The sequence below is a fragment of the Tamaricihabitans halophyticus genome (assembly GCF_004340875.1).
Taxonomy (GTDB): domain Bacteria; phylum Actinomycetota; class Actinomycetes; order Mycobacteriales; family Pseudonocardiaceae; genus Tamaricihabitans; species Tamaricihabitans halophyticus.
The window spans coordinates 1,161,564-1,185,705 of sequence record NZ_SLXQ01000001.1; the positions used below are offsets into that span (position 1 = coordinate 1,161,564).

General features: G+C 67.4%; 20 protein-coding genes. 10 read left to right on the forward strand and 10 right to left on the reverse strand.

Translation table 11 applies throughout. The annotated features are described in order from the left end of the window. Positions 1-59: 59 nt before the first annotated feature. Positions 60-656, forward strand: coding sequence for an MmpS family transport accessory protein (locus EV191_RS05580; RefSeq protein WP_132875680.1), 597 nt, complete (start codon positions 60-62; stop codon positions 654-656). A gap of 3 nt (positions 657-659) precedes the next feature. Here the strand turns inward: EV191_RS05580 and EV191_RS05585 are convergent, their stop codons facing one another. The 6 genes from EV191_RS05585 to EV191_RS05610 all read right to left on the reverse strand — a co-directional run bounded on the left by EV191_RS05585 (position 660) and on the right by EV191_RS05610 (position 5,317). Continuing rightward, positions 660-902: a helix-turn-helix domain-containing protein gene (locus EV191_RS05585; protein WP_132875681.1), complete on the reverse strand. Its 243-nt coding sequence runs from the start codon at positions 900-902 to the stop codon at positions 660-662. A 99-nt stretch (positions 903-1,001) separates the two neighbouring features. Further along, the gene (locus tag EV191_RS05590) at positions 1,002-2,051 is read right to left on the reverse strand and encodes an HD domain-containing protein (RefSeq protein ID WP_165912828.1); all 1,050 of its coding nucleotides are present in this window, start codon (positions 2,049-2,051) and stop codon (positions 1,002-1,004) included. Between the two features lie 80 nt (positions 2,052-2,131). Then, entirely contained in the window at positions 2,132-2,788 is a 657-nt protein-coding gene (gene msrA, locus EV191_RS05595) for a peptide-methionine (S)-S-oxide reductase MsrA (RefSeq protein ID WP_132876169.1), read from the reverse strand. A 55-nt stretch (positions 2,789-2,843) separates the two neighbouring features. Beyond that, complete coding sequence (locus EV191_RS05600; RefSeq protein ID WP_132875683.1) at positions 2,844-3,767, reverse strand: DUF3048 domain-containing protein; 924 nt, start codon at positions 3,765-3,767, stop codon at positions 2,844-2,846. Positions 3,768-3,824: 57 nt separating this feature from the next. After that, positions 3,825-4,475: an ArsR/SmtB family transcription factor gene (locus tag EV191_RS05605; protein WP_132875684.1), complete on the reverse strand. Its 651-nt coding sequence runs from the start codon at positions 4,473-4,475 to the stop codon at positions 3,825-3,827. Then, positions 4,475-5,317, reverse strand: coding sequence for an MBL fold metallo-hydrolase (locus EV191_RS05610; protein WP_132875685.1), 843 nt, complete (start codon positions 5,315-5,317; stop codon positions 4,475-4,477). Before EV191_RS05610 ends, EV191_RS05605 begins: the two co-directional genes overlap by 1 nt. A 181-nt stretch (positions 5,318-5,498) precedes the next feature. Between EV191_RS05610 and EV191_RS05615 the strand changes: the two genes are divergently transcribed. The 7 genes from EV191_RS05615 (at position 5,499) to EV191_RS05645 (ending at position 17,861) form a co-directional block, all read left to right on the forward strand. Next, positions 5,499-6,122, forward strand: a complete 624-nt coding sequence (locus tag EV191_RS05615) for a hypothetical protein (protein ID WP_132875686.1) — start codon at positions 5,499-5,501, stop codon at positions 6,120-6,122. Then, the gene (locus tag EV191_RS05620) at positions 6,122-7,195 is read left to right on the forward strand and encodes a hypothetical protein (RefSeq protein ID WP_132875687.1); all 1,074 of its coding nucleotides are present in this window, start codon (positions 6,122-6,124) and stop codon (positions 7,193-7,195) included. Before EV191_RS05615 ends, EV191_RS05620 begins: the two co-directional genes overlap by 1 nt. A gap of 220 nt (positions 7,196-7,415) precedes the next feature. Next, positions 7,416-8,615, forward strand: coding sequence for an acyltransferase family protein (locus EV191_RS05625; protein ID WP_165912829.1), 1,200 nt, complete (start codon positions 7,416-7,418; stop codon positions 8,613-8,615). Next, a complete protein-coding gene (locus tag EV191_RS05630; protein WP_132875689.1) occupies positions 8,612-9,853 on the forward strand; it encodes a hypothetical protein in 1,242 nt (413 codons plus the stop codon). The genes EV191_RS05625 and EV191_RS05630 overlap by 4 nt, the downstream gene beginning before the upstream one ends. A gap of 13 nt (positions 9,854-9,866) precedes the next feature. Beyond that, positions 9,867-12,515: a glycosyltransferase gene (locus EV191_RS05635; RefSeq protein ID WP_165912830.1), complete on the forward strand. Its 2,649-nt coding sequence runs from the start codon at positions 9,867-9,869 to the stop codon at positions 12,513-12,515. Between the two features lie 198 nt (positions 12,516-12,713). Beyond that, a complete protein-coding gene (locus EV191_RS05640) occupies positions 12,714-14,228 on the forward strand; it encodes a hypothetical protein (protein ID WP_132875691.1) in 1,515 nt (504 codons plus the stop codon). Between the two features lie 84 nt (positions 14,229-14,312). Next, positions 14,313-17,861 carry a glycosyltransferase gene (locus tag EV191_RS05645; protein WP_132875692.1) on the forward strand — a complete coding sequence of 1,183 codons (3,549 nt, stop codon included), beginning with the start codon at positions 14,313-14,315 and terminating at the stop codon, positions 17,859-17,861. A 26-nt stretch (positions 17,862-17,887) separates the two neighbouring features. Here the strand turns inward: EV191_RS05645 and pdxR are convergent, their stop codons facing one another. Beyond that, positions 17,888-19,351, reverse strand: coding sequence for a MocR-like pyridoxine biosynthesis transcription factor PdxR (gene pdxR, locus EV191_RS05650; protein WP_132875693.1), 1,464 nt, complete (start codon positions 19,349-19,351; stop codon positions 17,888-17,890). Positions 19,352-19,455: 104 nt separating this feature from the next. Here pdxR and EV191_RS05655 point away from each other — a divergent pair, with 104 nt between their 5' ends. Beyond that, the gene (locus tag EV191_RS05655) at positions 19,456-20,823 is read left to right on the forward strand and encodes an aminotransferase class III-fold pyridoxal phosphate-dependent enzyme (RefSeq protein ID WP_132875694.1); all 1,368 of its coding nucleotides are present in this window, start codon (positions 19,456-19,458) and stop codon (positions 20,821-20,823) included. Between the two features lie 46 nt (positions 20,824-20,869). On the opposite strand, the gene EV191_RS05660 is transcribed toward EV191_RS05655, so the two are convergent. Then, on the reverse strand, positions 20,870-21,754 hold the full coding sequence (locus EV191_RS05660; RefSeq protein WP_132875695.1) for a MurR/RpiR family transcriptional regulator: 885 nt from the start codon (positions 21,752-21,754) through the stop codon (positions 20,870-20,872). A gap of 159 nt (positions 21,755-21,913) precedes the next feature. Here EV191_RS05660 and EV191_RS05665 point away from each other — a divergent pair, with 159 nt between their 5' ends. Continuing rightward, positions 21,914-23,134 (forward strand): pyridoxal phosphate-dependent aminotransferase, encoded by a 1,221-nt coding sequence (locus EV191_RS05665; RefSeq protein ID WP_132875696.1) that lies wholly within the window; start codon positions 21,914-21,916, stop codon positions 23,132-23,134. Between the two features lie 69 nt (positions 23,135-23,203). Here EV191_RS05665 and EV191_RS05670 read toward each other — a convergent pair whose 3' ends face one another. Together EV191_RS05670 and EV191_RS05675 are read right to left on the reverse strand one after the other, a co-directional pair. Further along, on the reverse strand, positions 23,204-23,644 hold the full coding sequence (locus EV191_RS05670; RefSeq protein WP_132875697.1) for a hypothetical protein: 441 nt from the start codon (positions 23,642-23,644) through the stop codon (positions 23,204-23,206). Positions 23,645-23,646: 2 nt separating this feature from the next. Further along, a complete protein-coding gene (locus EV191_RS05675; RefSeq protein WP_132875698.1) occupies positions 23,647-24,093 on the reverse strand; it encodes a hypothetical protein in 447 nt (148 codons plus the stop codon). Between the last annotated feature and the right edge of the window lie 49 nt (positions 24,094-24,142).

The following is a 24,142-nucleotide window of genomic DNA, read 5'->3' on the forward strand; positions in this document are numbered from 1 at the left end:
GATCGTTTCGAGATTCAGGCGTCCGCCGTTTCCCAACTCGCGACGAATCGGGAGTAGTGATGCCAGCTTCTGCGCGCGCTGAGCATCCGCACCGGGACCCTGCGGCGATCTTCACGGCATTCGCCTGGGCCGCGTTCGCCTGTGGAATGGTCGGCGCGGTAGGGGCACCACTGCTTTCCCTGTGGATCTGGCCGGTGATCGTCGCCGGGCTGGGGATCGTGCTGGGGATCATCGCCGCGTTCGGCGCCGAACGGGTCCTTGCGCTGCTCAGCGTGGGTCTGTGCGTGGTTGGCATCGTGTTCAGCATTCTGATCCGTAGCTCCGCACCGTTCAATGCGGTCACGATGAGTGCGGAACTGAACGAACGGCTCACCCAGGCCGCCGCCGACGAGGGTTTTACCGTGACCTATGAGTTGATCACTGACGTTCCGCGGATCACGGCGGTGAGTTACCGGGACGCGGACGGCGAGGTCCAGCAGCGCGACAATGTGTCCGCGCCGTGGTCCGTTTCGCTGCACACCAATGATTTCACGAACACCCAGTTCGGACTCATTGGTGATGTCCGGGAGAATGCGGAAATCACCTGCCGAGTGTTGCTTGAGGACAGGCTTATTACGGAGCGCACCGGTACCGGTTCTGCCCGCTGCGCGGCGTGAAGATCAGATATGGCCCATCGCCTGTAGCAAAGTGGACAGCATCGGCTCGACCGGGCTCGTTCGCCCTTCTTCGAACGCGATGACCTCGGTTTCGGGTACGCCAGCGGTTTCCGCGAGATGGGTGCGGGACCAGCCTTTCTCGGTGCGAGCCACCTCGATGAGCCGGCCACAGTCCTCGGCGTCGATCCGCGCCTGATCGGCATCGGCCGCGCTGTTCCCAGCGAACTCGTCCAGATTCTGCGACATCAGTTACCTTCTTTGGTCAGCGTCGTCGCCGCCACGCTACCAAGCGCGGCGGTCATATGGCCGTTCTCCGCCTAACCGCAATCTTGAGGAATCTTGCGGTCACGGGGACGTCACGCCTTCCGGTTTGCCAACCAAGTTGGCTGACATCCGCTGCTGCGGCGGCAGGATTCGGCAGCCCCATGGCATCGCGGGCAGTTCGGCGAAGGCGGGGTGAGTGGCGGCCAGCGGGCGCCCTTCGACAAGCGGCATATCGAGGTAGAGGCGGTCGACGGTGTAGCCGATGCCGTCAGATGTGGCGTCCAGCTCGGCGGTCGGCCAGGCCGGATCGCGCCGCAGCGCGCGGGCCGCGGCGGCGGTGGTCGGATCGGTGAGCAGCAGCGCCCAGAACTCGTCATCGGCCATGGCCGCGATCTCACCGCGCCGTGCCGCCGTGGCGTCGGCGAGCAGCATCGCAGCGAGGTGTCGCACCACACCGTTGGGCACGGCGTTGATCGTGGAGCACAGCCAGCGGGCCTCACCGGCGACAAGCTCGGCAAGGTACTGGCCGGTGTCCCGATCAGTGCTCACCGCGCCGTCGATCAGCTCGATGCGAGCCAGTGTGTGCGGCGGCGCCCGCCGGGTGCGGCCGTGGGCTCGACCGCTACGCACCAGCGATTCGAAGTGATCCAACTTGAGCGCACCCGGCCCGCCGCGCAGCACCGAGGCGCGTTCACCGGTTTCGAAGGCAATAACGTCCTCGTGGTCGAGGCCGTGGTCGGCCAGCAGCGCGGCAAAGTCGGCGATGCGTTGCGCGCCAAGCTGGTGATGGTCCAATCCGGACACGCCTTCGAAGGTGTGGCTCAGCGGTAGATGTCCGACGTCATGCAGCAGGGCCGCCGCCCTGGCGGTGTGGTCGTTCGGGGCGAAATGCGCGGTCAACGCCAGCAGGCCAAGCGAGTGTTCCAGCCGCGTGTAGGACTGGGTTGTGGCGATCGATGCCGCGCCAGCGTGGGCGATGAGCCCGAGCCGCCGCACCCACCACGACCGCAACAGCTCCTGTTCGAGACTGCTCAGCTCGACGTCCACTCGCCACAACGGATCTCGATACAGCCCGCCGGCGCCCAACACGTCGGCAACCGCCGGCGCAACGTCTTCCGATGGAGAAACCACGAGTCGGACAGTAACCCGCCCTTCGAGGCTCCGAAGAACGCCGGGATCAAACAGTGATCGGGCCGTCGTGAACCCCGGTGTTACTGCACGCCGAGACCGATTGGGCAGCTCACGCCGGTGCCGCCGATGCCGCAGTAGCCGTTCGGCACCTTGTGCAAGTACTGCTGGTGGTAGTCCTCGGCGTAGAAGAACTCGCCAAGTTCGGTGATCTCGGTGGTGATCTCGCCGTGCCCGGCGTCGCGCAGCCGCGCCGCGTAGGTATCCCGCGCCGACTCCGCGGCGGCACGCTGTGCCTCGTCGGTCACGTACACAGCGGACCGGTACTGCGAGCCAACATCGTTACCCTGCCGCATTCCCTGCGTCGGGTCGTGTCCTTCCCAGAACACCCGCAACAACTCCGCATAGGACACTTTCGCGGGGTCGAACACCACGAGCACCACCTCGGCGTGCCCGGTTCGCCCGGTGCATACTTCCTCGTACGTCGGATTCGGCGTGAACCCACCCGCGTAGCCGACCGCCGTGGAATAGACCTCGGGCAGCTGCCAGAACAACCGTTCGGCACCCCAGAAACAGCCCATGCCGAACACGGCGCGCGCGCTACCTTCCGGAAACGGCGGCACGATCCGCCGGTCGGAGTGCACCGCGTGCCACTGCGGCACCGCCACCGGTTCCGCACGCCCCGGCAGCGCCTGCTCGGCAGCAACCATCGTGGTCTTGTCTCGCCCGAACGCCGAAATAAACGCCATACCACCACTCTACGACCGCGCGCGCCCGCTGCCCACGATCCGAACGTCACCGAGGCACGAGCAACACCCATACCGGTCCAGGGGCGAGTGGCAACGCCTCGCCGGAGTCCGTCGTGAACCGGGTGGCATCCACCGGCCTCGCCCGCTCCCAGCGGGCCGGATAGCGCTTGCCGTCCCGCAGCACCACCGCCGCCCCGGACCCCACCGTGGTCGCCACCGGCGAAGTGCTCGCCGCCCCGTCCCGGCGAACCAGCCCGGTGCGCACCGGCACCCGTTGCACGATCACGTTCGCCGCGCGCGCCTGTGCCTGCCCGTTGCGGTTAATCGACCAGTGCCCCGCATCCGGCAACCAGCGAAACGCGTAGCGCGCCGCCGGATAGTCGACCGCATCCGTAGCCACCTCACGTCCCCCTTCCGGCGCGGAACCTCGCTGCCAAGCCGGCGAGTCACCCTTCCGTTCGGGTAACGAACCGGGGCGCAGGAACAAGTTATGCGGAGCTGGCCTGCCTGCCGCGCGGAAGTACGCGCCAGGTGACTGGCTCGGCCCGGCGAGCACCAACGACGAACTCCGGAGCAGCCCCGCGAGTTCCGGCGCTGCCCCGGAATAGGCGAACACCGGCCGGTCGTATCCGGCGAACAGCTGCACGTCGGTTTCCCGTGCGCTGCGCACCGGACCGACGACATTCGGCAGCTCGCCGGTGAACACCGCGGCAAGGCGGGTCAGCCCACCCTCGACCGGTTCCACATACACGGTGTCGGCGGCAGCCAGACCACGCTGCGGCATGGCTTCACCAACGTTGTCGATCTTGACGAGCAGCGCGCCGGTTAGTTCCGGCAAAACCGGCTCAGGTGCGGGCAGCTCACCACCGGGCGGCGACTCCTCATTCGAGGGCAGCAGCCATACCGCGAGCAACACGACGACCCCGGCGAGGACCGCCGCGACGACCGCGTCCCACTTGCGCAGCTGCACACCTTGCTAACGCCGTAGGCGATCCCCTGGTTGCGCCGCGACGCGCTCGGGAGGCAACTATCCGGTTACCATGCTGCGCTGCCAGGCGGTGAAGCCGCCGGCCAACGGTCGTGCCGAGTAGCCGAAGTCGCGAAGTAGCCGCACCGCTTTCGGGGAAACCACGCAGTACGGCCCCTGGCAGTAGGCGATCACCTTGCCGCCCGTCGGCAGTTCGGCTAGCCGATCCGCCAGCTGCTCGAACGGTACCGAGACCGCGCCGGGCACATGCCCGTCCGCGTAGTCCGCCGCGGAGCGCACATCCAGCAGCAGGGTCCCCGGATCGTCCAGCCGGCGCTTCAACTCGGCCACACTGACCGGCCAGAGTTCGGCCGGATCACCGAGGTGCGCGGCCACCGCATCGCGTAGGTCCGCCAGCCGCCCTTCGGCGAATTCCTCGAACACGCCAAGGAATCGCGAGATCTCCGGATCGGCCAACCGGTAGTACATCCGGGTGCCGTCCCTGCGCACCGCGACCAGATTCGCCGCGCGCAACTGCTGCAACTGCGCCGAGGTGTTCTTCAGCCCGACCCCAGCACGCCCTGCCAGCTCCTCCACGGTCTGTTCCCGCTGCTCGAGCAGATGAAGCAGGCGCAACCGGGCCGGGTTGCTCAACGCCTTGCCCATTCGCGCCAGCTGCGCGTAGATCGGCTGCTCGGTGAACGCACCCATCAGCCGAGCGCCACATCGCCGCGCAGGAACTGGATGTAGCGCTCCGCGCTGCGCTCAACCACGTGGTTGGCGCCCGACCGCAGCACCGGATCCCACCAGCCCGCATAGATCCGGTCGAACCGGTACGGCCGCAGCGCCCGCACGACCTGTCGCACCTCGCGTTCCGGCAACGGAAGTCGGTTCGGCGCGCTCCACATGAAGGTCACCCGATCCTCCCCGGGGGTGACCAGCAACGTATCGCCGACAAGCAGCACGCCTTGCCCGTCCGCGCCGTCCGCCCAGTGCAGTGCGGCGCTGCCGGGGAAATGCCCGCCGCACTGCACGAGCGTCACGCCGGGCACGACCTCGGCGACGCCGGACCAGGTACGTACCGAGGGGTCCGGCCGGTTCAACCAGTGCGCGTCCGCCTCGGGCAGCAGGATTGGCGCGTCGAAGGCGTGGCTGTAGTCCACGATGGCGCCATACATATGCGGGTGGCTGGCGCTGACCGTATGCACCCCACCGAGCGCGCGCAGTTCTTCGAGCACCTTGTCGTCGAGGTAGCCGGGCGGATCCCAGAGCACATTGCCCTGCGGGGTGCACACCAGCATGCCGCGCTGACCAACGCCGAGCGGCTCGGTCAGCCCGATGCCGAACAGGCCGGGCTCCACCTGCCGCACCTCGGTCCGATAGCCGGCTTCGGCCAGCTCCGCCATGGTGGTCCAGCGCTGCCCGGTTGGCGGCACCCACTGCCGCTCATCCGTACACAGCACACAGCTGGACGGCGGCGTTTCGGCCGCGGCGTAATGGTTGCCACAGGTCGGGCAGATCCATACCGGTGTGTCTTTGGATTGACCAGACATACGCCCCCTCCTTGAGCCTGGTTGACACCAATATTCCAATGGACTTTAGAACTTTAGTTTATGGCGGCGTGCGCGCTTTGTCACAGCAGATCGGTCGAGAATCCGAAAAATCTCCGGACCAAATGCCACAAGGTGATACGGCGCGGTTGGCGTATCAAGCACCATGGAGCGCGTGCGGGGAATGGGTCGAAGGGCAGCTGTGGCCGGCACGCTGCTCCTGCTGGTGGGTATCGCGGCGGGTGGCTATGCGGCCTGGGGTGATGGTTCGGACCCGATTCTGGCCGAGTACCACGTCACCGAACCTGATCTGGACCCGCGCCGCCCCGAGCCGATCACGCCACCAGATCCGCTGGTCACCCCGCAGGGGAAGGTCGTACAGGACGAAACCGGCCGGCCGCCGGTGTTTCTGGACGGCGGGGCGCTCACCGAAGCCGAACTTCGCCTGCTGGTGCGCGCCGGCACCGCCCAGATCCAGACGATCATCACCCGCGACCATGGCCTGACCAGAGCGGTCTGGCGATTCACGGTGCGCGACAGCAGCTCACCGGAGCGGGTCCGGGACCTGCTCGACGAGCATTACGACAAGGGCGGCTATCACCCGAGCTCGACCCAGGAAGGCGGAGTCCTGGTCCGGCATATCGCTGATCCCGCTGATCAGCGCGGTGTCTCCGCCTACCGCGCGCACTACGTACGCGGACGCGATGTGCTCAGGGTGGAGTCCTACGGCCGGCAGGGTTCCACCGTTGGCGAGGCCTTCTACCAGCTTCTGCGCGCCCAGACCAAGCAGTTCCCCGCGGATCGCTGATGGCCCCTCCGGCGACCGAAACGGTTCCCCGGCTTCGCCCGGTAGCGCAAGAACCCGCGGTGACGTTGCTGCGCGCGGCGGCCGCGGTGCTGCTCTGTTATGCATATCTGATCGGGCTGTGGATAACTGAGCACGATCGCTACCTCGGCCTGGTCGATGTCCTGCGGCGCTGGGTGAACCAGCCTTTCGGGTTGGGCGAGGATTTCGGCGGCTTCGCGAGCATGCTGCTGCTCGCCGTCTCGGGCTACCTCGCGGCGCACTCAACCGGCGCTCGGCTCGCCAGGTTGCTCGCCCCGGTACCGATCGCCGCGCTGCTGGCGGCTGGCCTGCTGGCGCTCGGCGCGCCGGTGTGGACCCAGCCGGACGCGGGCGCGAGCCCCGTTGCCGAACTGGTCGGCGCGGGCCTGCTGGTGGGGCCGCTGATCCCGGAACTGACCGCGCTGCTGCCGCTTGGCTCGCTGGTGCTGCTGGCCTGCGCCGGAACTCTCGCGGCCGCCGCGACGAACTGGTTGCCGCGCCGGTTGCGCTGGCTGTCTCCACTACTGCAACTGGCCATCGCCGCAGCCCTGGTCGTGGCCGGCGCGGCGGTCGATGCACTCAGCGCGGTCGCGCTACTCGCCTCCTGGTACCCCATGGTGATCGTCGGCCAGGTCATCTACCTGAACCGCGGCCGGGCGTTGCCGGCATGGCTTGCCGTGCTGTACGCCGGCGGCTGTTGGGCGCTGATCGCGGTCGCTGAACCACTGCTGCCACCGCTGACCGGCTGGTGGTACCCGGTTGCCGCGGCCTTCGCCGGACTACTTGTCGCCGTCACGGTGCTGATGCAGGGTCGCACCGTGGCAAGCTTCGCGGCCAATCCGGCTATCCGCTGGGCCAGCACCCGCGTATGGCAGCTGGCGCTGCTGATCGGACCGGTCGGCTGGCCACTGCTCAACGGGCTGGACGCGGCCGGGCTACCCCTTCCGCTGAATATCGCGCTTGCCACAGCTGGTCTCGTCATCGCGGCCGAGTTGCTGTACTGGTTGTTGTACTTCGCGTGGTTGACGGTTGGACGGCGGTGGGAGCCGGCATGAGCGAAGCTTGCGAGCGAATCGTGGATGTCGTGCGCCAAAGGGATTGGGCACTGTCTCGCGGGAGCGAGGCGATCGCATGAGTACCCGGTCTGAGCTGACCACCGACGCCGACCAAACAACGACCGCGCCGATACCGGTGATCCGCCCTTCGCCCGTCCCACGTGTGCAAACCGGTCCTGCGAAAGCTCCAACAAAACGCGGCCGAGCAGCGCGCGAGCGGGTGGAGCGCGGCAGTCACTATATGCACGGCCTGGACCTGATGCGGGTGATCTGCTCGATCGCCGTGGTCTACAACCACATCGCGAACTGGGCCCGGTTGAACGACGAGGGCTTCCTGGTCTCCGCCGCCGTGGAGGGCGGCATCATCGGACCGCTGCATCTGAACGCGCTGGCCGGCTTTGTCGGCGTCGGCGCGTTCCTACTGATCAGCGGCGTGGTGGTAACCCACGTGGCGTTCGCCGAAGGGCCAGGGCAGTTCCTCGCCCGACGTGGAGTGCGGCTGCTGCCCGCCCTCTGGGTGGCGGTGTTGTTCGCCTGGGTGCTGGTGACAACTGGACTGCTCAGCGCGGCGGGGGATCCGGACGCGAACGATCTGTGGAAAAACGCGCTGCTGCTGAACTTCAGCCTGGCGGATTCGGCATCGGTGCTCGGCGTGACCTGGACGCTGGTCATCCAGGTGGTGTTCTGGACGTTCCTCGCCCTGTGTATCCCGCTGCTACGCCGCTGGCCGTGGCTGCCGCCAGCGATCGCGGCTTGCGGTATCTCGCTGCTGCTCTCCTATACGCACACCATTACCGGCACCGGCATGCACCAGTTGCGCATGATCGCGACGTTCCTGCCCGTCGCCTTCATCGGGCTGCTGGTGTCACTGGTCCGCAAGCGCAAGCTCAGCCCACTCGCCGGCATCGCGCTCGGCGCCGTGTTTTTCTGGCTCGGCGTGCGCGCGGTGCTGACCTGGGAGGACACCCCGAACGGGGAAGGCTATGCGCGCACCCTGCTGCTGCTGGTGTTGGTGCTGCTGCTGTGCAGCAAGGCCAACGGTCGGATCGCCCGCGCGCGCTGGGTCAAGGTGTTCGCCAGCCGCACCTACGTGATTTACCTGCTACACGTGCCGCTGGCGTTTCCGGTGCTCACGCTGCTCACTCCGGTGCTCGGATTCGGCTTTGCGGTACTGGTGGCGCTATTGTCCATCGCGGTGGGTACGGAATTGACGTACCGCTTTGTGGAGAAGCCGGCCGCGGACGCCTATCGTCGCTGGGAACAGCGGCGAAAATTGGCGAAAAGCAAGCGTCGTGCCGGCATGGGCGGGCACAATGGGCCTACTGTGGCGCCATCGGCTGGGGACAGTCACCCACCCGGAACGCCAGGGCACCCGCCAACCGAACATCCTCCAAACGGAAAGCCTGGAGCATCGCGATGAGCTGGCAGGAGCAGCTGCGCCAGTTGGACACCGAACTGGCACACGGCCGGATCAGCGCGGATGATCACCGCAAGCAGCGGGATGAACTACTCGCGGAGGCCTCGGCGAGCGCGCCGGCCAAGAACCGGCCGGCGTCCGTGGATGAGCGGCTGCGCTGGCGCAGTTCGAATCCCGGCGCGCAACCCCGCGCCGACAGCACTACTGGCCACACACAGCCGGCGAGCGGCCAGCCTGGCGCACCGGACTGGCCGGCCGATGCCCCCACTGATTGGCCGGAAACCGCGGCTACTGACTGGCCAACGGAGTCCGCGCCGGCACGCACGTCGAAGGTTCCGCAGGCGCTGCTGCAGCCGCCGATCGCGGACCCGTACGCCGATCCGCCGACTCGCCCGCATGTCCCTACGCCGGGAGACAAGCTGGCGGAACCAGTCAGTCCCAGTCAGCCCAGTCCCGGTCAGCCCAGTCCCAGCCAACCCAGCCCAGGACCGCCAGCACAGCCGGGTGGTGGGCTGCCTCCGCTGGCCGGTCCGGCACCGGTTCCCATGCCATCGGCGGCCGGCAAGCCACTCGCCGACGATGCGGAGCTAACGCGCAAACCGCGCGTCGACCGGCGCGGTCGGCTGCTCTATGGCGGAGTGGCCGCCGGGCTGGTGCTCGCCCTGGTCGCGGTCGGGATCTGGCTTTCCGGCGACCCAGCGGAACCGACCGCCGCAAACGATCAAGTGGCGGCGAACCAGCAGCAGGCCCCCGGCCCGGCGAACGAGCTTGACAGTTTGATGCCGGCACTGCCTGGCGTGGCCAACGAGAACAACTCCTCCGTCACCGTCGAAAAAGGACGACAACTCGGGCTCTACACCAAAGAGGAAGCGACCATCCTCGAGGAGAACAACGTGTCCGGGGTGACCTATCGGGGGTCGGCGAACGAGGGGATCGGCTACGCGATCCTGGTCGCGGAGAACGAGGACGACGCGGGCGCCAAGCAGACCACGCAGGCCCTGCACGACGAGCTGGTCCGAACCGGGTTCGAGCCAGGACCGGAGGTTCCCCGGGAGCCCGACCTGCGGGTGCTGAAGCGGCTCAGCGAGCAGTCCAATACCTACCGGGTGGTCTACCAGTCCGGGGACTACACGGTCCGGATGGGTCTGGCCCAGATGCCCGCGGCGCAGGAATCGGCGCTCGCTACGGAGTTCGAGCAGATGATAGGCACGGTGCTGGAAAAGTTCCCGACCCGGCAATGACACTATGAGTGTCATGCACCTGGGTTGCACCATTACTCGCGAGGCCGAGCTCCCGCGTGCGCGGGTGCTCGCGGACAGCTACCTGCGCGCGCATCCGGATCACGAGTTCGTAATCGCCGTGCTGGACGCGCCACGGGGCACCCCCGAGCGCACTGCGGGCGGCGTGCGGATTCTCGGGCCCGGCGAGTTCGGCGTGGACACCGACACGTATCTGCGGCTGGCTACCGGCTACCGGCCGGCCGAGCTTACGTCCGCGGTAAAGCCGTTGTTGCTACGTCACCTGCGCGGCGAGGCTGAGCTGGTCTGCTACCTGGATCAGCGGATGTGGGTTGCCGCCGCCCTGCCCGAGTTGCCCGAGCTGACCGCCCGGCACGGGATCGTGGTCACCCCATACTTCACCCGGCGGCTTCCCGCCGACTACGCCGAGTTCGACGAGGCCGCGTTGGTTGGTTCGGGACAGTTGAGCCCGGCACTGGTCGCGGTCGGCGCGGGCGGTGACGAGTTGCTTGCCGCCTGGGCGCTGGCGGCAACGCGATTCACGTTGACCGCGCCGGATTCCCCACAGTGGCCGGAGCAAACCTGGTTTGACCGCTACCTGCCGAGTTACGGTGCGCATGTCTGGCTGGACGAGTCGGTGCATATCGCGTGCTGGAACGCCGCGCAGCGCGCGGAAAGCGAACCGCGACTGGTGAATTTCCTTGGCTACGACCCGGATTCGCCGTACCTGCTTTCCACCTACTGCCAGCGGCGACCGTCCGCGTTGCTCTCCGAGCTACCGGCGCTGCATGCGGTGGCCGATGCTTACGGCACGGCGCTGCGCGCTGCCGGCCGGCCGGTCGAGTCCGCTCCGTCCTGGTTGGATGAACTGCCCGATGGCACGCCGCTGGATCCGGTGTTGCGCAACCTGTTCCGGGTCACCTGGCAGCGCTACACCGAGACGATTGAGCGGGACCGGAACTGGCCGGATGTACCGCCACCGGCGCATGCTTTCGCCAATGGTGGCGCGGATTTCCGCGAATGGCTTGCCAGTCCCGCGGAGCATGCCCAGTCGCGTGCCGGGTTGAACCGCTGGGCGATGGTGCTCTACGAGTCCAGGGTGGACCTTCAACTGGCCTTCGCGTTGCCGACCACGAGGGACGCCGAGAGTTTCCGGGAGTGGTGCCGGAACAACGCCGTCGCCGATGGGCTGCTCGCCGAGTGGGCGGCGCCGAGTGAGCCCGAGGCGCCGCGTAGTCCGGATACCGCCTTCGGGGTCAACCTGCTCGGGCATCTCACCGCCGAACTCGGTGTCGGTGAGCTCGGCCGCACGCTGCATACCGCGATCACCCGCGCCGAGCTACCGAGCGCGAGCGTCGTGGAAGATCAGCTGATCGCCAACCGTGCTGGGCACCAGGTGCCGGCCGATGCGGGTGCGCCGCGCTTCGGGGTCACCGTGGTCGCGGTGAACGCTGATCTGACCGAGAAGGTCGCCGACCAGTACCCGGAGGCGCTGCGTGACAGGTACGTGATCGGCGTGTGGTCCTGGGAACTGGACGAGTTCCCCGAGTCCATGCACCACGCCTTCGATCTGGTCGACGAGGTCTGGACCATCAGCGAGTTCTGCCGGCAGGCGATCGCGAAACACACCGACAAGCCGGTGCGGGTGTTCCCCATCCCGGTTCGTGCGTCCACTGTCGACGATCAGCGGCGCGAGCCGGGAAAACCACCGCGATTCCTGTTCGCTTTCGACTACAACAGCATCGCCGAGCGCAAGAACCCATGGGCGGTCATCGAGGCGTTTCAGCGGGCGTTTCCCGAGGGCGAACCGGCCGAGCTGGTACTCAAGACGATCAACGCCGATCGGGCCGTCGCCGAGGCGGAACGGTTGCGGGCGCTGGCGCATGCGGACCCCAGGATCACTCTTTTGGAGCAGTACCTGGACACCGCCGAGTTGGCCGAGCTGTACGCGGGCGCGGATTGTTACATCTCACTGCACCGCAGTGAGGGTTTCGGGTTCACCGTGGCCGAGGCGATCGCGCACGGCCTGCCGGTGATCTGCACGGACTACTCGGGGACCAGCGAGTTCGTGCCGAGCGACGCCGCGTGGTTGATTGGCCACACGATGGTTGAGGTCGGCCCCGGGCTGGCGCCCTACCCCGCGCGGGCCAGGTGGGCCGAACCCGATGTGACCGCCGCGGCCGAGGCGCTGCGCGCGGTGGCGGCCGATCCTGCTGCCGCGGCGGATCGTGGTCGGATCGCCAGGGAAACGGTGCTGCGGGCGCGGTCCATGGACGCCGCGGCCGACTGGGTGGCTGAGCAGCTGACCAGGGCACATGCCGACTGGTTGGCCAACGGCGGGCCGGCGGCCGCTACCCAGGAGGAGGCCGAGGAGCCAGCGACTTCGGGCGAGTTGGATGAGCCACTTGCCCGGCTACGGGCGGCGCGGGAGGCACTGCGGTGGCGCGCCGAAGCGGACACTCCTTCGCGGATCCCCGGCGCACCGTTGTTGCGCAAAGCGGTACTACGTGCGCTCGATCACTATGACGCACACAATCGGCGCGTGCTCAATTCCGTGCTGGATGGCGTAGAAAGCGCGTTTACCCAGGTCGTTGCGCAGGTCGCGGAGTTGCAGGCACGATTGGATGAAAATGCGCCCGGGAGTCGTTCTGACACGCAACGCTAATCCGGGTGCCGCCGATAACCCGATCGTGGGGCGGGAATAAGTTACGACTTAGCACGCGATAACCACTATGGCCGTGATTGCGTGCAAAATGTGCATAACTCGCCCGATTGGTGCACAGCTCAGCGTGTTCCGGGCAGGACATAGCTCACCGGTATTGCGAAGATGGGTACGGCTACGGACCCGAAAGGGGGTGCCAGGGTGACCTGGCAGGAGGAACTGCGGAAGCTGGATGAAGAGCTAGCCGCAGGGCGAATCGCGGCGGACGACTACCGAGTCCGACGGGATCAGGTGCTCTCCTCCGCGGTGGCGCCCGGCGAGCAGGGGCAACAGCCCGCGGAGCCCGGCGGTCAACCGCACCCCAACCAGCCGCCCCAGGGACAACCACCCCAAGGACAACCACCCCAAGGACAACCACCCCAAGGACAACCACCGCAGGGACAGCCGCCACACGGCGGGCAGCCACCGTTCGGGCAGCAGGGCCAGCCGGCGCCTGGTCAGCCGGCCGCGCAGCCCCCGCAGGCCGGACAAGCTCCACAGGGAGGCGCAGCGCCGGATTCGACGCAGATCATCTCGGCGATCCCTGCCGCCGAGACGTCAGGACAACAACCACCTGGTCAGCAGCCACCGGCGGGTCCACCTCAGCAGGGCAATGACGCTGCCGAGCGGACCCAGGCGGTTCCACCGGGTTGGCAGCGCGGCGGGGCCGAACCGGAGCGCACCCAGGCGGTGCAGCCAGGTCAGCAGCCACTACCGCCGTACGGCCAGCAGCCGGGTTCCCCGCCGGCCGGATTCCCAGCGCCGGGCGCTCCTTCTGGTGGATTTCCCGCGCAGCAGGGGCATCCGGGGCCCGGCTCGCCACCGAGCGGCTTTCCCACGCAGGGACAACAGGGCTACGGCGGTCCGCAGGGTTACCCTGGGCAGGGGTACAGCCAGCCCGAACACCAGGCGCCGTGGCATACCGAGGACGATGATTCTCCGCCGTGGGGCGGCGATATCCCGCTGATGTCACCAGGGTCCACTTCAGATTGGGTGAAGCAGGGGCCCGAGGTTTTTGACGAGGATTCGCGGCCGAAAAAGGGCAAGACGATCTTCGCGATTTCCGGCGCCGTGGTACTGCTCGCGGTGGCGGGGCTGGCCGTGTGGTTCTTCGTGTTGCAGGGTGACGGCGGCGAAGGCGGCGGCGGTGGGGGCGGCGGGCAGGCTTCGCCGAGCCAGAGCCAGGAACAGCCGGTGCCGTTGAACGAGGTGCTGCCCGATCCACCCGGCCAGGCCGATTCGGATAACGGCACGCTGAAACCACAGGACGCGCGCCAGTCGGGCCGGATCAACCAGGAAGAGGTCGCGGCGCTCGAAGAGGCCGGGGTCAAGGAGATCCAGTTCAAGGGATCCACCGACGGCGACTTCACCTACCAGGCGATGGCGTTCGAAACCGCGGACAAGCAGGCTGCGGACAAGTTGGCGCAGTCGCTGTATGAGACGGCGAAGAAGTCCGGGATGGTCGATGGCTCCAAGGGTGAGCGGTTGCCGCAAGAGGTTGAGGTAACGCAGCAGAGCCAGTTCCCGAAGAGCGGCGCGTACCAGCTGGTCTACGCCGCGGACGACCGGGTGATCCGGGTGCTCGTTGAGCAGGAACCGATCGGCGATGACGACAAGGAACTGATCGGCAAGTTCCAGACCTACACGATTTCCGCAGCGGAGAACGTCGCGAAGTAACGCTGGCCGTCCGTGGGCCGCGCCGCACGCGGTCCACGGGTGGCAAGGCGCGCGGCGATCCGCGCGGCGGGATAATCTTGGGCGATGGATTACGCGGACGGTGCCGAAGCCGATGTGCTCCGGATCCTGGCCGAGCCGGGCGATTCGCGTGCTGGCGCCGCCCGGCTACACGAGGCCAGTTGGGACGGCCCGGCGTTGGCGTATCACTTCGCGCCGCAGCGCGCCGCGTTGCTCGCCCCGCTGAACATCACGGCCGGTCTACGGGTACTCGATGTCGGCTGCGGCAGCGGCCCGCTGACCAGGGCGCTCGGCGACCTTGGCGCGCAGGTCGTCGGCGTCGAGGGCGTCCCGGCGCGGGCCAAAGCGGCCGAGTTGCGCTGTCGCGGCTTGGACAACGTGCGCATCGAACAGGGCGCACTGCCGGAAGCGCTGCGTACGATCGCGCCACCCGTAGCGGCAAAGCCCGGCAAGTCCGCGAAACCTGTCGCCCCCACCCCGTACAGTAAAAAACAAGGGGACCCCCTTCGTACGAATGGCACGTTCGATCTGGCGCTGTTGTGCGGGGTGTTGGAGTACAGCGCGACTTACGGGGTTGGCCCGCGCGAGTTGCTGGCCGAGGTCGCGGCTTCCCTTACCGAGCACGGGGTTCTCGCGCTTGCCGTGGAAAACCAGCTTGGTCTTGGTTACCTGCTCGGCCGCCCGGAAGATCACCACGGCGGCCCGTGGCTTGGCCCGGTCGACTACCCGGGTCGCAGCACCCGAACCTGGACAAGGCACACACTGTCCACAATGCTCACTGATGCTGGGCTTGGCGCCCAGCGGTGGCTATTGCCTTACCCGGATTACAAGCTGCCGAGGGCAATCCTGGATGCTGCCCTGCTCGATTGGCCCGATGGGCCGGAAATCGCCGACAAGTTGGTTCGCGATCCGTTGCTCGGCGCCTTCGGGGATACGCACGCCACGGTGCCCACCCGCCAGGCGCATCGGCTCGCCCTAGCCGAGGGTTTCGGCGCCGCGATCGCCCCGGCGTTTCTGGTACTCGCCGCCCGCGACGAGGATGCGCTGCGCGCGGCCAGTTCCGCGGCACTCGGCTGGTTGGTCACGGACGCCCGGCGCGCCCGCTGGCGGCGCCGCCGCGAGCTACGAATCGATGCCGGCGAAGCCAACCTGCATACCGTACGCGGCGAGGAAAGCACCGATGGCTGGCTCAGCCAGCGGCATATCGCGCGGGAGCCGGTACTGCCCGGCGAGAGCCTGGACGCCGCCCTGCTGGCGGCACTACGCGAACCCGATCTGGACGCCGCGCGGGAACTGCTCAGCAGCTGGCGAACACACTGCACGGCCGACGCGCGGGAGCTACGCGGCAGCGACCTGCGCCACCCCTACCTGCCCGGCGACGCGCACGTGCCCGTGTTGCCAGCCGACTGCCTCGATGTGCACCCAGGCAACCTGATCCGGCAACCAGACGGCGGGCTGGTAAGGATCGACCGGGAGTGGCATGCCGGCACCGGCGTCGATGCCGAGCTGGTGCTGCTGCGCGGCCTCTGGGATTTCGCCCGAGAAATGCACGCTGCCGGCGAACCACACCCCTGGCACGCCGAACTCACTCCGCGCCAGCTGGTGCACGAGCTTGCCGGGCTTGCTGGGCTGTCCGACCAGCGCTGGCTGGAACTGGTGGACGCGGAAGCCGCGCTGCAGAAACTCGTGCTCGGCAAGCCACGCGCGCGAGCCGCCGCGCAACTGCGGGACAACGCTGCCCAAGCCGGTCGGCCACGGCAGTGGGATCTGCTCGGTGGCGTCGATGAGCTCGTCCACGCGGCCCGCGCGGCGGAGACCGAACTGCGGACCGAACGGGACCGGCAGCGCGAAACCATCGCCCAGTTGACCGAAGCGCTGACCAACGAGCGAGAACATGCCGAGCAGCTGAACGCCGAACTCGGCCGCCGTAACGCCGAGGCAACCAAACTGCTCGCTGAACGGGACACCGAGAACGAGCGGCTACGCGGTCGGATAGCCGAACTGGACACCCGGCTCGGCCTAGCGCTCGGCGAGTTGACGGATTTCCAGCAGGAACGTGCCGCCGAGGATGCCGAGCTCGAACGGGCGAGCAAGCAGCTGGACGACGCGGATAACCGGTTGCGGAACAGCAAGTCCGCGTTGCAGACCGCGCACCGGCAACTGGCGCTCGCCCGCCGGATTCCCGGTCTGCGCCGGCTGATCAACCGGCGCGCGGGCGATGAGCTCTTCTACGGAATCTCGCTACCAGACAAACCGATCCACTGTGGACGCGGCCAGCTGATCGAGCTTTCCGGTTGGGTCGTACACGCCACGGCCCGGGTCCGCGCGGTCACGATCCTGGTCGCCGGTAAGCGGAGTGCCGCGAACCTCGGTGGGCTCCGGCCGGATGTGGCCGCGAATCTCGCCGAAGACGGACTGCACGCGCAACAGGACTGCGGTGTCTACGCGATGGTCCCGCTGCCGGCGCGGAGCAGCCCGGGCAAGCTCGACCTCGGTCTTGAGGTGGAGCTGTACGGCGGGCGGCGGATCCGGCGCGAGCTGGGCTCGGTCGAAGTGCTGCCCGAGGCGGCGCTGCGCCCGCTCAGCGTGCGGTGGCCGGGCAGCGGCCAGCGGGTGGCGGTCTGCATGGCCACATACAACCCGGATCGGACCTATCTGGCCGAGCAGCTGGATTCGCTGCGCGGGCAAACCCACGACAACTGGGTGTGCATCCTCTGCGACGACGGTTCGAACCCGGCTGGCCGGCGCAACCTCGCCGAGCTGACCGCAGGCGACGACCGGTTCATCCTGGTGGAAAGCAACGAGAATGTCGGTTTCTACCGGAACTTCGAGCGCGCCCTGGAACGGGTACCCGCGGACGCCGACGCCATTGCACTGTCCGATCAGGACGACGTGTGGGATAGCGGGAAGCTGGCAAGGTTGCTCGAGGAGTTCGAGGACCCCGCCGTACAACTGGTCTATTCGGATATGCGGTTGATCAACGAGCACGGCACGGTGCTCAGCGAATCGGCCTGGCCACCGGAGCGCAACCAGTACCACGATCTGGTTTCGATGTTGCTGTTGAACACGGTGACCGGCGCGTCCAGCATGGTTCGACCAGGCCTGGTGCGCGAGCGGGTACTGCCGTTCCCGCCGGATAACGAGGCGACTTACCACGACCAGTGGATCGCCGCGACCGCGCTGGCCGCAGGAAAGATCGCGTTCGTCGCCCAGCCGCAGTACTCCTACCGCCAGCACGGGTCCAATGTGACCGGTTGGCAGTTGCCCCAGCTGGATCGCGGATTGCCCAGCATCCGAACGCTGTTGGCACTGGCCATCGGAGTTGGCGGGCAGCGCTGGCTACATGGGCTCAGCAAGGCCAAACGTGGCGAGCTGGACCATATCGCGGGATACGAACTGCGCCGGATCGTGCAGTTCGCCAGCCTGCTGCACGCCCGCAATTCCGACAAGCTGGCGCCAGAGCTGGCCAGCGAGCTACGCAAACTCCGCGTCGCGGACCGAAAACTCGCGCCGCTGGTTGAGTTGGCACTGCGCGCGAAACGAGCCGGGCGCGGCTACACGGCGGGCGCCGAGAAGCGCCTGCTCGCCTCGGTCATCCGCAACCGCGCCCGCTAACCTCGCAAGATCCCTAAAGAATGCGGTTATAGGAGCTCGCGGGCGAGTTCGCCGATGATGCGCACGCCGGGCTCGATCGCCGCGAACGGGGTCGCCGCGAACCCGATCCGAATAGGACTGCCCTGCGGCGGGTCGCCGAGGTAGCAGATATCCCCTCGCTCGATCAGCACATCCCGCTCGTCAGCCAGCTCGATCAGCCGCTGGGCGGACAACTCCGGCGGCCCCATCAGCCACAGGCTCACCCCGCCCGGCGGCAACGGTCCCGGCGTCCACGGCAGGTGTTCCCGCGCCGCGCTACAGGCCAAGGTCCACTTGCGCAGCAACCGGTTCCGGTACCGCCGCAGCGCCCGCCGGTACTCCCCCGAGGAGATCAACAACGCCAGCGCCCGCTGTAGCTGCCCCGCTGGATGCCGGTGCTCGTAGCGCCGTACCGTGCGCAGTTCCCGGATCAGCTCAGCCGGCCCCGCCAGATAGCCAAGCCGCAGCCCAGGCGAGAGGAACTTGGAGAAGGTCCCGGCGTAGACCACATCTCCCGCGGTATCCAATGCCTTCAACGCCGGGGTGGGACTGCCCTGATACCGGAACTCGCTGTCGTAATCGTCCTCAACCAGAATCGTGCCGGCCTCGGCCGCTAACCGCACCAACTCCCTGCGCCGGCCAATATGCAGCGTCGCGTTGGTTGGATGCTGGTGACTCGGCGTGAGATAGAGCAGATCCACGCCGCGCAGCGAATCCGGCGGCCGTAGCCCCGCCGAATCCACCGGGTAACCATGGACCCGCGCGCCGGCCCGCAGGAAGATATGCCGCGCGTCCAGATAGCCAGGGTCCTCCACCCCGACCAGCTGGCCAGGGCGCAGCAACGTGCGGGCGAGCAGATCCAGACCCTGCTGCGAACCGACGGTCACCAGCACTTCCTCCGGCGTGGCGGCGATGCCCCGCGCCGGCAACAGGTGCTTGCACACCATGTCCACCAGCATCGGGTCATCCGAGCCAACGCTGTCCTGCAGGCTGGCGTACCGATGTGGGTAGGTCAGCGCCTCGCTGAGACAGCGCGACCATGCCCGTACCGGAAAGGCCGCCACATCCACCTGACCTGCGGGAAACGGGTAACGGTAGCGGTGCCAGTCCGGTCGCTTGTCCAGATGCGGCAACCCGGCGTCCGGATAACTGCGAATCCGGCTCGTCCAGTCCACGCCCGGCGCGCTCGGCAGCGAGCTCCGCTGCCGGACGGTATGCGCGCGCATCTCCCGGTTCACGAACAGCCCGCTGCGCTGCTGGCTTTCCACGTAGCCCTCGGCGATCAGCTCCTGATACGCCAGGTTGATCGTGTTCCGCGAGACACCAAGTTCCTTGGCCAGCTCCCGCGAGCTGGGCAGGGGCTGCTCCGGTGGGTAGAACCCGACGGCGATGCCGTGCTCAACGGCATTACGCACCTGCCGGTAAAGCGGCTCCCCGGACTCCCGGTCGATCTCCACCAGCGTTCGTGGCATACCCACCTCCCTGGACCTGTCAATTTCACCAGAACTGGCACTACCCATGGGGCCAGATGCTTGCCATTGTCGAAAGCACAGCCCGTTTCCGAAGGAGGCGAAGCATGGACAGCGCGGCACTGCGGAGCAATGCGCGGAAGTACCTTGGACCGCATTTCACCACCAAGAACGCGTGGTGGTCGGATGATTTGCCGGTCTTCGTGCGCGGCTCGGGTTGCTACCTCTACGACAGTGACGGCAATCGACTGCTGGACGGGCTGGCCGGATTGTTCAGTGTGAACATCGGGCACGGCCGCACCGATATCGTCGCCGCCGCCAGCAAGCAGATGGAGCTGCTCCCGTATGCGACGAACTGGGGCACCGCGCATGCCCCCGCGATCGAGGCGGCAACGCTGCTCGCCGAGCTCACCCCCGGTGAGCTGAACACCACGTTCTTCGTCAACTCCGGTTCGGAAGCGATCGAGACCGCGGTCAAGTTCGCCAGGCAGTACCACCGCAGCCAGGGCCAGCCCGAGCGGTACAAGGTGATCAGCCGCGAGTCCGCCTACCACGGCACCACGTTCGGCGCGCTGTCCGTGAACGGCGTCGCCAAACTGCGCGAGCCATTCGAGCCACTGTTGCAGGGTTTCCGGCATGTGCAGAACACGCTTGGCTACACCGGCGACTGCGGGCCGGCCGCCGAGCTGGACTGTGTCCGGGCCATCGAGCAGGCCATCCTCGAGGAGGGGCCGGAACTGGTCGCCGCCGTGGTCGCGGAACCAGTGCAGAACGCCGGCGGGGTGCTCGTACCACCGGACGGTTACTGGCGCGAACTGCGCCGGATCTGCGACAAGTACGGGATCCTGCTCGTCGCCGATGAAGTGATCAACGGATTCGGGCGGCTGGGTCGTTGGTTCGGCAGCGAGCTGGTCGGCGGTGAACCGGACATGATGACCGTGGCCAAGGGCATCACCTCCAGCTACAGCCCGCTCGGTGGACTGGTCGTCCGGGAATCGCTGGTCGGAGAGCTGTTCGAGTCGCCGCAGGCCGGTACGTTCACCCACGGGGCAACCTGGGGTGGCCACCCGGTGTCCACCGCGACGGCGGTAGCCAACCTCACCGCGCTGCGCGACGAGAAGGTTGTGGACAACGCCGCGACCATGGGACGGCGGTTGCAGGAAGGCCTGGCCCAGCTGGCCCAGTCGCATCGTTGTGTCCTCGAAGTGCGCGGTACCGGGATGCTCTACGCGGTGGAGCTGACCGCGAACTCGGCCAGCGGCCGGGAGCTGACCGCCGACGAGTCCAAGCGGGTGCTGCAAGAGGTGCTGCCGGCCGCATACCGGCGGACCGGGGTAATGCTGCGCGCGGACGACCGGCGGGGCACGAACATCTCCATCTCGCCGCCGCTGGTGCTGGACGAGGAGGCGCTGACCCACCTGCTCGACGGGGTGGACGGGATGCTCGCCGATATCGAAGCGGCCATCCCCGCCTAGGATCCCGCTAACCTTAAAGAACGCTGTTACGGAGCGCGACCAGGAGTTATTCGTCGGTATAGACGCCGAACTCGTCCAGTAGCGCTTCGTCGGTGCGCAGGTTGTCCCTGCTCCGCGCGCCAGCGCGGACCGCGACCGCGTTCGCCAGCGCCTGTACCAGCGCGGTGAACGCGGTCAGCGAGCGCAGGATGCCGGTGCCGGCCGTCTCGACGCGCAAGGTCACTTCGGCGTGGCTGGAAAGCGGCGAGGCCGCGCTATCCGTCAGCGCCACCGTGTGCAGCCCCCTGCGCTGCGCGTGCGCGAGTACCCGCACGGTATCCGCGGTGTAGCGGTGGATCGAGGCGGCGACCAGCACATCGCCCTCGGCGAGATCACGCAGCTCGTCGACCAGCGCGGCGCGCTGCGTGCCGAGCTGGTACACCTTGGGCCGCACCAACCGCAGCAGATAACTCAGCAGGTAGGCCACCGAGTGGCATTTCCGCAGCCCGATCACGTGCACATTGGGCGCGTCGGCAAGCAACCCGACCACTCGTTCCCAGTCCTGCTCGGCCAGCCGACCAAAGGTTCGCGCGAGGTTACGCTGATCGCATTCCACGGTCTCGGCGAGTAGATCGGTGGAGTCGCCGTGCTGGCGCGCCTGCTCGAACCTGCGCACCAGCTGCGCCTGTTCGGCCAACTGTGCCCGGCACAACTCAACGAGCGCCGGATAACCGGAAAGGCCGACCGAGGTGGCAAAGCGCACCAGCGACGATTCGTGCACCTCCGCCAGCCGAGCCGTCTCCGCGATGCTGCGAAACGCGGTGCCCTCCGGATCCGTCAGGATCAGCTGGGCAATGCGCCGCCGACCGGCCGCGAGCTGCGGCAGCTTCTCCCTTAATCGCTCGCACAGCTCGTCGTAGTTCCGCGGCGCGGTTGGTTCCGCACCAGCCATTCTGGGCCCCTCTCCGCGCCAACCAGATCAGTCGCAGAGCGGCATTGTATGCGGCCGCGACAAGAACACCTGCCAAGAACTCGCTCTAACGGACCATCGACGCAACTAAACTTGCATTGATACGATTGACTGCAAATCAAAGTGCGTGAGAGGTGGGTAATGGTCCAACAGTCCGCGACACTGGCCATCAACGAACAGTTACGAGAACGCCGCGCGGCAGGCAAGCGCGTGCTCCACCTCGCCTTTGGCGAGGCTGGACTACCGGTGTTGCCGGAAGTCGCGGATGTGCTGGCCAGGTCGGTTGATCGGAACTCCTACGAGCCAGTCACCGGCGCGTTGGACGCCCGCAGGGCCGGCGCGGGCTACTTCACCCGCCGCGGCCTGCCCACCGAGGCGGATCAGCTGATCCTGGCGCCCGGTAGCAAGCCGCTGTTGTTCGCGCTGCTCGCGGCGCTGGACGGCGATCTGGTGCTGCCGAAGCCTGCGTGGGTGAGCTACGCGGCGCAGGCCGCGCTGGTCGGTAAGCGGGTGCACGGGGTACCGATCGCTGCGCAGGCCGGCGGTCTGCCCGATCCGGACGCGCTTGCCGAAACACTGCGCGCCGCGCAGGCGGAGGGGGCACGCCCCGGCGTGCTCTTGCTGACCACACCGGACAATCCAACCGGCACTATCGCGCCGCCGGAACTGGTGCGCCAGGTTTGCCAGATAGCTGAGCAGTACGGCCTGGCTGTTGTCTCCGATGAGATCTACCGCGATCTCGCGCACGAGGGACACGAGGTACACAGCCCGGCGCTGGAACTGCCCGAACGCACCATCGTGACCGCGGGGCTGAGCAAGGGGATGGCGCTCGGCGGCTACCGGATTGGCTTCGCCCGGCTGCCCGATTCGCCGTTTGGCCAAGCGTTGCGGGACAAACTGGTTGGTATCGCCAGTGAAGTATGGTCCTGCCTGCCCGGTCCAATGCAGACGGTCGCGGAGTACGTACTGTCCGAGCCGGAGCCGGTCCGGGCGCATATCGCGGCGAGCGTGCGGCTGCACCAGCAGGTGGTGCGGGCCTGCTACGCCGAGTTCGTCGCCGTCGGCGCGAGCTGCCGGCCGCCGCAGGGTGGGTTCTACCTGTATCCGGATCTGAGCGCTGGCCAGACGTCCGGGGCGGAGGCGCTGGCTGGGCGACTGCTGGACGAGCACGATATCGGTGTGCTCGCCGGTACCGCGTTCGGCGACGACCCGTCAGCGGCACGCTTCCGGGTAGCGACCAGCCTGTGCTATGGGGAAACCGAGGAGCAGCGCTGGACCGCGCTACGCAGCGACGATCCGGTTGCGCTGCCCTGGATTGCCGAGTCCATCGACCAACTGCGTACCGCGCTACGCAAGCTCTGACCAGAGAGGTCCACTGTGGTCGAGCTACTTCGCTGACCACAGTGGACCTCCCGGTGCGCCGGTTACCGATCAGGTCTTACCAACCGGTGACCACCCCGAGCAGGTAGACGTGCCCTCAATGCAGACCTTGACCTGGACGTCCTTGTTCTCCGAGAAGCTCAGATCGTAGGTCTCCGTGTAGTGGTTGGTGAAGGTGGACGTGCCACTACCCGCCACTTTCAGATACGCCTTGGCGCGCTTCTTGTCCGGGGTGCTGTCCTTGACGACCAGCTCCTCGCCTTTCGCGCGGAACAGCACTTCGTAGAAGTCCTGCTTATCGGATACGCGGTAGGTTCCCGCGCCCACGCTGATACCGCCCTTGTCGCCGTCGTTGGGGTTGTCCCACTTGTACGGTTCCCAAGCCGCGGCACCTTGCGCCACCCCGGAACCTGCGGCGAAGAACGCGGCGCTGACCCCCAGTGCCGACAGCGCCGCGGCCGTCCTCCGCATCCCCTTCCGGTTACCTGTCATGATCAACTAACCCCCTTTGCCTTCTTCGGCGTGCACTTGGCATTCGGCGAATCGGACGTGCAGGCTTGCAACATGACCCGCTGCCCCTCGTCGTGGGACAGGTCGATGTTCCGCCGCGTGCCGTCACCGTTGCCGTAGTAGACCGCGGGATCGCCGCCGCCGACCCACACCTTGACGATCGCGGACCGGTCATTGTCGTGATAGTCCCAGATCGACAGTTTCTCGCCGTAGGCAAGGAACTGCCCCATGATGTACTCGTCGGTGCCGTTCTTACGGGCGTGCTCGTAGATAGACACGCCCCCCTTGTCATTCGGGTCTTCCCAGGACGCGTAGGTCGAGTGCCAGCTGGCCTTAGCGGCCGGCTCGGCAACCGCCGTTCCACCAAACGCGCCAAGGCTCACGGCCGCGATCGCGGCGGCAAGCACGGACTTTCGGACACCAGAACGCACAACATCCCCCAAGAGCCGGACTGAAACCGAACGGTCAAGATCGGCCCGG